9 protein-coding genes are annotated in these 8,246 nt (G+C 38.5%); 8 read left to right on the top strand and 1 reads right to left on the bottom strand.

Annotation, left to right across the window (positions count from 1 at the left end):
- Nucleotides 1–164: 164 nt before the first annotated feature.
- Complete coding sequence (locus B5440_RS07750) at nucleotides 165–689, bottom strand: hypothetical protein (RefSeq protein WP_070052752.1); 525 nt, start codon at nucleotides 687–689, stop codon at nucleotides 165–167.
- A 230-nt stretch (nucleotides 690–919) separates the two neighbouring features.
- On the opposite strand from B5440_RS07750, the gene B5440_RS07745 reads away from it, so the two are divergent.
- The 8 genes from B5440_RS07745 (at nucleotide 920) to B5440_RS07710 (ending at nucleotide 8,005) form a co-directional block, all read left to right on the top strand.
- Complete coding sequence (locus B5440_RS07745) at nucleotides 920–1,435, top strand: c-type cytochrome (protein ID WP_070052754.1); 516 nt, start codon at nucleotides 920–922, stop codon at nucleotides 1,433–1,435.
- 88 nt (nucleotides 1,436–1,523) lie between these two features.
- Nucleotides 1,524–2,117, top strand: a complete 594-nt coding sequence (locus B5440_RS07740; protein WP_070052913.1) for a fasciclin domain-containing protein — start codon at nucleotides 1,524–1,526, stop codon at nucleotides 2,115–2,117.
- Between the two features lie 38 nt (nucleotides 2,118–2,155).
- Nucleotides 2,156–4,123, top strand: a complete 1,968-nt coding sequence (gene nosZ / locus B5440_RS07735; RefSeq protein WP_070052756.1) for a Sec-dependent nitrous-oxide reductase — start codon at nucleotides 2,156–2,158, stop codon at nucleotides 4,121–4,123.
- A 90-nt stretch (nucleotides 4,124–4,213) separates the two neighbouring features.
- Entirely contained in the window at nucleotides 4,214–4,831 is a 618-nt protein-coding gene (locus B5440_RS07730) for a hypothetical protein (protein WP_070052757.1), read from the top strand.
- 11 nt (nucleotides 4,832–4,842) lie between these two features.
- Entirely contained in the window at nucleotides 4,843–5,283 is a 441-nt protein-coding gene (locus B5440_RS07725) for a nitrous oxide reductase accessory protein NosL (protein WP_070052759.1), read from the top strand.
- Nucleotides 5,284–5,377: 94 nt separating this feature from the next.
- Entirely contained in the window at nucleotides 5,378–6,529 is a 1,152-nt protein-coding gene (locus B5440_RS07720; protein ID WP_232755972.1) for a nitrous oxide reductase family maturation protein NosD, read from the top strand.
- Nucleotides 6,523–7,230, top strand: coding sequence for an ABC transporter ATP-binding protein (locus tag B5440_RS07715; RefSeq protein ID WP_070052762.1), 708 nt, complete (start codon nucleotides 6,523–6,525; stop codon nucleotides 7,228–7,230). Before B5440_RS07720 ends, B5440_RS07715 begins: the two co-directional genes overlap by 7 nt.
- The gene (locus B5440_RS07710) at nucleotides 7,223–8,005 is read left to right on the top strand and encodes an ABC transporter permease (RefSeq protein ID WP_070052764.1); all 783 of its coding nucleotides are present in this window, start codon (nucleotides 7,223–7,225) and stop codon (nucleotides 8,003–8,005) included. The genes B5440_RS07715 and B5440_RS07710 overlap by 8 nt, the downstream gene beginning before the upstream one ends.
- Nucleotides 8,006–8,246: the final 241 nt, after the last annotated feature.

The raw sequence follows: 8,246 nt of genomic DNA, 5'->3' as shown, positions 1-8,246 counted from the left end.
GTGTTACGTGATAAACCCAGCCTCGAACTTATCTGGCGTTTACTGACGCCCTGGCTGTACAACCTAAAAATCTGTTTTACTTTTCGCATATCTATTTGTTTGTTGGCCATCGTCTTTTTTTACAAAAAAAAGACATTTGGTTCCATACAAATAGAATCGATTTTTTAGTGGCTCACTTTCATCCGGCTACAGTGGTTCACTTTGCCCCGGCCAAGGTGGTTCAGTTTAATCCGGCCAAGGTGGTATACTATGACCGTTTTTTGCAGAAGGCCTTTAAGCATTTGTTCTGTAAGTATAATTTTCCCTGATTTTTCAGATTTAGTAAACAAATCGCTTACTTCAGTAGTTACCTTTTTTTGAAAGCTAACTGTTGAAAATCCTATAAGTGCGGCAGCAAGTATTAACAGGTTTAAGATCGTTCCGAATTTGCTATCGCTCCAATAGCTAATGATTAAAAACTGGGAGAGTATAACTGCAAGAATTGCAATTATCCACCAGTAACGATAATAACTTAAATACAGGCTTAAAGTAACCGCAAATAAGAGAAAGGCGATTAACCATAGGATGCCGAAGGTTTTGGAAATTGGCTGGGAAATAGCATTAAATTCTGAAAAACCGAATGTTTTTAGAAATCCAAAAAGATGGATAATTCCGTGTATTATGATCACTATAGATAAGGCTATTCGCATATTTTCTACTTGAATAATGCTTTAACTCTTATAAAGATAGCAGGTTTTTTTATCTCTGAATCTTTATGGAAGGTATTTTTCATCTAAAAAACCTCTCTTTTAATGGTTTTCAGGATAACCGCATTATAAAAAATGGGGGTTATAATTAGTTTTAGTTCTATTATGATTGGGGTCATAAAATAAGATTCACATGTCTGGTAATTTTACTTCAGAAATTAAAAACAAGCATTATGAAATTATTTGTAAAAATAGGATTGGCTATAGCCCTGGTGTTTTCATTCGCAGCCTGCGGAAATTCAGAAAAAGACAAAGAAAAAGATCTTCGCTTAGATGATTATGGTTCGCAACCAAAAAAAGAAAAAGTTGAAACTGATAATACCTCACAGGATTCTGGAGATCCTTTAGCCAATAAAGGAATTGGCCCGGTAAAATCTATGGAGTTACCCGCTGATATCAATGCTGAAATGGCTGCTAATGGAGCAGATATCTTCAAAAAAATGTGTTCTGCCTGTCACAAAATGGATAAGAAATTTGTAGGGCCATCGCTGGCTGATGTTACCGAAAGACGCTCCCCGGAGTGGATGATGAATATGATTCTTAATCCCGAAGAAATGATCAAAAAAGATCCTATCGCTAAAAAGTTATTGATAGAATCCAATATGGCTGTTATGGCTAATCAGGGTCTTAAAGAAGATGAGGCCAGAGCTATTGTAGAATATTTCAGGCAATATGATGAGCAAAACTGATAGCCCTCATATTTTACTGTAGTTTTCCGCTCTAAGTTTGTAACGAATTAGCCTGAAAACAAACAAAACCTAACTAAACCAACCAATGATGAAAAAACTCCCTTTTTTATTAACGTGTATCCTGCTTTTAAGTGCTACTGTGCTTATTGGCTGTAAGGATAATAAAACTGATGAAGGTGAAACTCCTGCCACGACTACTGAAGCTGAAGATAATGTGGGCTCAAATAAGGGTCAGGCTTTTATAGAAGGCGATAGCGAAAATCCAAACGCTTTGCGCTTAGCCATGGATTCTAAAGATCATACCACTTTGGTAGCGGCAGTACAAGCAGCAGGTGTTGAAAATGCACTTGTTAATGTTGGACCGCTTACGGTTTTTGCGCCAACAAATGCAGCTTTCGAGAAACTGCCCGAGGGCACCGTTGAAGATCTTTTAAAACCAGAAAACAAATCTAAACTGGCTTATATCCTAAAAAATCATGTGGCACCCAGCAATTATCCCATAGATATGCTTGAGAAGAATATCGAAAAAGGGCGTAGCCTTTATATGGCTTCAGGAGAAAATGTAGCGGTTAGTAAGGAAGGAGAAGACATTATTGTTGGAGGAGCTAAAATTGTAGGTACCGTTAAAGTAAGTAACGGATGGGTGCATATAGTTGAAGACGTCATTTTACCAAAAGAATAATCAATCTAATTTCAATTAATAAATTAAAATCCAATCTAATGAAAAATATTTTTAAAATCGCAGTTCTGGGTGTACTGGGACTATTTATCCAATCATGTGGCAATGATGGATCTTCTGGTGAGAAATCAGGAGCCATCACTTCTAACGCGGCCGAACGTGTTTACGTAGCGCCGGGAGAACATGATGAATATTATGCATTCCTTTCAGGTGGATATAGTGGTAACCTAACGGTTTACGGTTTACCTTCAGGAAGAATGCTTAAAGAGATCCCTGTTTTTTCGCAATTTCCAACTAATGGGTATGGATATTCAGAGGAAACAGTACCAATGTTAAATACTTCTTTCGGATTTGTGCCCTGGGGAGATTCTCACCATCCCGATATTTCTCAAACAGAAGGAGAACTTGATGGGCGTTGGATATTTATCAACGAGAATAACACGCCAAGGATAGCGCGTATTAGTCTTGAAACTTTTGAAACCGAAGAGATCATTGAGATCCCTCATAGTGCAGGGAACCACTCTTCTTCTTTCATTACCGAAAACACCGAATATGTAGTTGCAGGTACACGTTTCTCTGTTCCTTATCCACAAGAGGATATGGCTATAGATCAAATGAAAGGGAACTTTAAAGGTCCTCTTACCTTTATCGCTGTTGGCGAAGATGGTAGAATGAACATTGATTTCCAGCTTAAAATGCCGGGATTCAACTACGATCTTTCACACCCCGGGCGTGGAGATTCTCACGGTTGGTTCTTCTTTACTACTTATAATACCGAAGAAGCTCACACCATGCAGGAAGTTAATGCTTCTCAAAATGATAAGGATTTTATTGCAGCTGTAAACTGGAAAAAGATCCAGGAATATGTGAAAAATGGAGGTGGTGAAGAAATAGATGCTGAATATGCGCACAATGTTTTTGACCACAGTACCCAGGCTGCAACCACTACTATGAAAAATAAAGTGCTTACCGTAGATCCAAGAGAAGTAGAAGGAGCGGTATACTTTATGCCAACTCCAAAATCTCCTCACGGTTGTGATGTAGATCCATCTGGAGAGTACATTGTAGGTAACGGAAAACTTTCAACAGATCTAACCGTTCACTCTTTCTCAAAAATGCTTAAGGCTATTGAGAATAAAGATTTTGACGGTGATGCTTATGGTATTCCAATTTTAAACTTCGATTCTACGCTTGCAGGAACTGTGAAAGAAGGAGGATTAGGCCCACTGCATACCGAATTTGATGGAAAGGGAAATGCTTATACTACTTTCTTTATCTCTTCTGAAGTTGTAAAATGGAAATTAGGAACCTGGGAAGTGCTAGATAGACAGCCTAGTTACTATTCTGTTGGTCACCTTATGATTCCCGGAGGAAATTCAAGAGAACCTTACGGAAAGTATATGATCTCTATGAACAAAATTACCAAAGATCGTTACCTGCCAACAGGACCCGAATTAGAGCACTCTGCACAGTTATATGATATTTCGGGAGAAAAAATGGAACTTCTTTTAGACTTTCCAACTCACGGAGAACCTCACTACGCTGCAGGTATTCCAGCCGAAAAGATTAAATCAAAATCTCAGAAAATCTACAGGTTGGATGAGAACGAACACGAATATGCTGCTACCAGTGAATCTGAAACAAAAATGGAGCGTGATGGCAATGAAGTTCACGTGTATATGACTACCGTAAGAAGTCACTTCTCACCAGATAACCTTGAAGGTATAAAAGTAGGAGATAAGGTATTCTTTCACGTTACTAACCTTGAGCAGGATTTTGATGTACCACACGGCTTCGCTATGATTGGTGCAAATACTTCTGAGCTCTTAATTATGCCCGGGCAAACAAAAACCATTACCTGGGAGCCCAAAAAAGAAGGAGTTTGGCCATTTTACTGTACCGACTTCTGTTCAGCGCTTCACCAGGAAATGCAGGGATACGTAAGAGTATCCGGCCAGAATTCAAATGTGCCTTTAAAATGGACTTTGGATGATGAAGAGATTAATTAGTTTATTTAGTTGAAAACTGGTTGTTTTTTAGATTGAGAAAGGCGGGTGGATGGTAAATTTACCCGCTTTCTTTTAAAAATCCCCTTAACAATGAAAAACTCAGGAATTTTAATGGTAATAGGTTCAGCTTTACTGCTCGGTCTGTTTATCTATCCACTCTGGAACATCCAGCTGGAAGCTCCACAATATCCCGATCCCCTGGGGATGAATATTTATATTAGTGGAATTCAGGGCGAAGAAGAATTTGATATTCAGAATATAGATGGTATCAACCACTATATTGGGATGAAGAAGATCCCTACCCCGGCAGAAATGTGGGAATTTAATACTTTTCCCCTTGTAATTGGAGGAATGGCTGCCCTTGGTGCGCTCCTGGGTATACTGGGCTTTTTTAAAGTAATTGGCCCAAACTGGTTCTTAGGCTGGCTTATTTTAATGACTGTTTTAGGCATCCTGGGAATGATGGATTTCAATAACTGGCTTTCAGATTACGGAACTGACCTTGATCCCAAAGCCATTATGAAGTTAACCGATTCTGAAGGTAATCCTTTGAGCTACAAACCGCCCTTGCTGGGATCTCAGAAGATTTTGAATTTCACCGCACATTCTTATCCCAGGGCAGGAGCGTATTTAATGTTTATAGGAATGCTACTAACTTTAGTTGCCTGGTGGGTTGGAAAGAAAGCAAAAGGAACGATGGCTAAATAAAAATTAAAGCTATGAAAAAGATAATTTACCTAATTGTACTCGTACTATTTGTTGCTTGTAGTAATGAACCCCAACCAATAGACTACGGTAAGGATAACTGCGATTTTTGCGAGATGACTATTGTGAGTAAGGCTTATGCTGCGCAGGCTGTAAGTGGAAAAGGAAAGCAGTATAAATATGATGCTATAGAATGCATGGTGAACCACCAGCTTCAGCATAATTACAATATGCCCGTAAACCTGGTTGCCAATTTTGAACAGCCGGGAACTATGATAAGTGTGAACGAAGCAAATTTCGTGATAAACGATAGTATAAAATCTCCAATGGGTGGCAACCTTGCCGCTTTTAAGAAAAAAAGTGCTGTGGTAAATACGGAATCTGGAGACATCTTCAACTGGCAGGAATTAAAGACTATTTTTCTCGAAAATGATTCATTAACAACAAGCTATTGATATTATGTTAAGGTCGTTTTTTCTTTTCTTATTTCTCACTCTAACATCCGTAGTTTCTCAGGCTCAGGAGATAGAAGTCTGTAAAACCTGTGAGGTGAAGACTATTCAGGCCGCGGTAGATATGGCCGAAGATGGTGATATTCTCAGGATTAAAAGTGAGACTTATAAAGAACACGACATAAGCATTATCGATAAATCCCTTACTATAATAGGCGAGGGGTTTCCGGTGATAGATGCCGAAATGCAAGGCACTGCCATAAGTATAAGAGCAGAAAATTTTTCTATTGAAGGCTTAAAGATCATTAATGTAGGGAGAAGTCATACCAACGACTTTACGGGAATCCTGGTTTCCAATTCTAAAAATTTTGAGGTAAAGAACAACAGGCTGGATCAGGTATTCTTTGGTATTCTTTTGGAAAGATCTTCAGAAGGAACCGTTTCAGGAAATATTATTACCAGTAATGCTAAAAGCCAGTCTACTTCCGGTAACGGTGTACATATCTGGAAGTCTGAAGAAATAACTGTAAAGAATAACGAAGTAATTGGCCTTAGGGATGGGATTTACCTGGAGTTTGTAAATAATTCTGAGATCATCAATAACCTATGTAAAGATAACCTACGTTATGGTCTGCATTTTATGTTTTCAGACCACGATCTCTATAAGGGCAATATTTTTGAAAACAATGGTGCCGGAGTAGCCGTGATGTATTCCAAATTTATTGATATGCAGGAAAACCAGTTCAGGAAAAACTGGGGGAGCGCTTCCTACGGACTTCTTCTAAAAGAAATAAATGATTCAGAATTAAGGAATAATATTTTTGAGGATAATACTATCGCTATAAGCGCCGATAATACGAATCGCATAGATTATATAGAAAACGATTTTAGGAATAATGGTTACGCGATAAGAATACGAGGTGCGGTGTATGATAACAATTTTAAACGCAATAATTTTTTATACAATTCCTTTGATGTAGCCTATACCGGGAGACTCAATAACAATAAGTTCAGCAATAATTACTGGAGCGGCTATTCCGGTTATGATTTAAATAGAGATGGAATTGGGGATGTACCTTTTAGGCCGGTGACGCTTTTTTCCTATCTCGTAAATAAAACCCCGGAAGCGATCGTACTATTGAGAAGTACATTTATAGATCTGCTTGATTTTTCAGAGAAAGTTTCTCCAATTTTTACGCCGGCCGATCTTATTGATGCTCAACCCCAAATGAAAAAAATCCAATGGTAAACATTACAAATCTCCATAAAAAATTTGGTCCGCTGGTTGTTCTAAACGGACTTAACCTTAAAACTCCTGAAAGCGGAATTATAGCGGTATTGGGGCCAAACGGTTCCGGAAAGACCACGCTTATAAAAAGTATCCTTGGGATGGTAGTGCCTCAAAATGGAGAAATTGAAGTTAACGGGGAAAGGGTGAAAAAACACTGGAATTACCGAAAAAATATAGATTACCTGCCGCAAATAGCCAATTTTCCCGGCAATTTAAAGGTGCAGGAGCTTATTGATATGATCAAGGATCTTCGTGATAAAGAAGCGCGCGATCAGGAGCTGATAGATCTTTTTAAACTGGAGCCATTTCTGCAAAAAAAGCTTAGTAATCTTTCAGGAGGAAGTAAACAGAAGGTTAACCTGGTTTTATGTTTTATGTTCGATAGTCCGCTAATTATTCTTGATGAGCCAACTTCGGGCCTGGATCCTGTTTCGCTTATTCGCCTGCGGAAGCTTATTCAGCGGGAAAAGGAGAAAGGGAAGACCATTCTTATCACTTCGCATATTATGAATTTTGTTGAAGAAATATCAGACAGGATCGTATTTCTGCTGGAAGGTCAAATCTATTTCAACGGAACGGTAGAGGAGCTTAAAACTTCTACAGGCGAAAAGGATTTTGAACATGCTATTGCCAACATTTTAACCGAGAACCATGCTTAAAATATTAAAATATAGTTTTTACGACCTTTCGCGTAGCCTCTGGAGTTACGTCTACTTCTTTTTTTACTTACTTTTGGGAGTAGTCTTGTTGTTTTTAAACAACGACCTTTCCAATGCGGTAATTACTTTAATGAACGTGATCATTATACTGGTGCCGCTTATTGGGACCATTTTTGGAGTGATGTACTTTTATAATTCGCGGGAATTCACAGAGCTACTCCTGGCGCAACCGGTAAGAAGAAGTTCTATTTTTTTCGGGCAATACCTTGGGGTTGCTATTTCTTTATCGGCCAGCCTTATTCTAGGATTGGGTTTACCCTTTATTATTTACGGCTTATTTCAGTCGGGGGCAATTTGGGATTTCGCTTCTCTTTTGGTTTCGGGGGTATTTCTCACTTTTATTTTCACCGCTTTGGCTTTTAATATCGCTTTATCTCACGAGAATAAAATAAAAGGTTTTGGCCTGGCAATCTTGCTTTGGTTATTCCTGGCCGTGGTTTACGACGGACTCTTCTTACTTTCCCTTGTTTACTTTCAGGATTATCCGCTGGATAAGTTCTCCCTGGTGGCAAGTATGCTGAATCCTATAGATCTTTCCAGGATTCTCATTCTGCTGAAATTAGATATTTCTGCTCTGTTGGGTTATACCGGTGCAGTATTCAAACAGTTTTTTGGAACCGGCCTGGGAGCATTCACCTCAATTGCAGTGCTGAGCTTATGGGTGATACTTCCTGTTTGGAGAATAAAATATATTTCAGCTAAAAAAGATTTTTAAATCTGAATCCAATAGCTTTGTAAATAGGGTAGTTCTGTGAGGCCCTATTAAAATTGAGTGTCTAAAGCTTTAAATTGATTCGGTTCATTTTCAGCAGTGTTGTTTTTTCGGCCTACCGAAAGTTTATCGTGAAATTTGAAGTGAAATTCCGTGAAATTTTAGGCTGTTTGATCCCGATTTTTATCGGGAGAATTCCTGAAATTTAGGGATTGAACGATAAAATTTAGATAAAGTTTCGTAA

Source organism: Salegentibacter salarius (assembly GCF_900168265.1).
Classification (GTDB): Bacteria; Bacteroidota; Bacteroidia; order Flavobacteriales; family Flavobacteriaceae; genus Salegentibacter; species Salegentibacter salarius.
Note: the sequence above shows the minus strand (reverse complement) of the source record. Positions and strands in the feature narration are given on the sequence as shown.

Bases quoted from the DNA above. Each gene is read 5' to 3' on its own strand.
- nosZ (WP_070052756.1), top strand. From the start codon at position 2,156: ATGAAAAATATTTTTAAAATCGCAGTTCTGGGTGTACTGGGACTATTT.
- B5440_RS07740 (WP_070052913.1), top strand. From the start codon at position 1,524: ATGAAAAAACTCCCTTTTTTATTAACGTGTATCCTGCTTTTAAGTGCT.
- B5440_RS07730 (WP_070052757.1), top strand. From the start codon at position 4,214: ATGAAAAACTCAGGAATTTTAATGGTAATAGGTTCAGCTTTACTGCTC.
- B5440_RS07750 (WP_070052752.1), bottom strand. From the start codon at position 689: ATGCGAATAGCCTTATCTATAGTGATCATAATACACGGAATTATCCAT.
- B5440_RS07710 (WP_070052764.1), top strand. From the start codon at position 7,223: ATGCTTAAAATATTAAAATATAGTTTTTACGACCTTTCGCGTAGCCTC.
- B5440_RS07715 (WP_070052762.1), top strand. From the start codon at position 6,523: ATGGTAAACATTACAAATCTCCATAAAAAATTTGGTCCGCTGGTTGTT.
- B5440_RS07745 (WP_070052754.1), top strand. From the start codon at position 920: ATGAAATTATTTGTAAAAATAGGATTGGCTATAGCCCTGGTGTTTTCA.
- B5440_RS07725 (WP_070052759.1), top strand. From the start codon at position 4,843: ATGAAAAAGATAATTTACCTAATTGTACTCGTACTATTTGTTGCTTGT.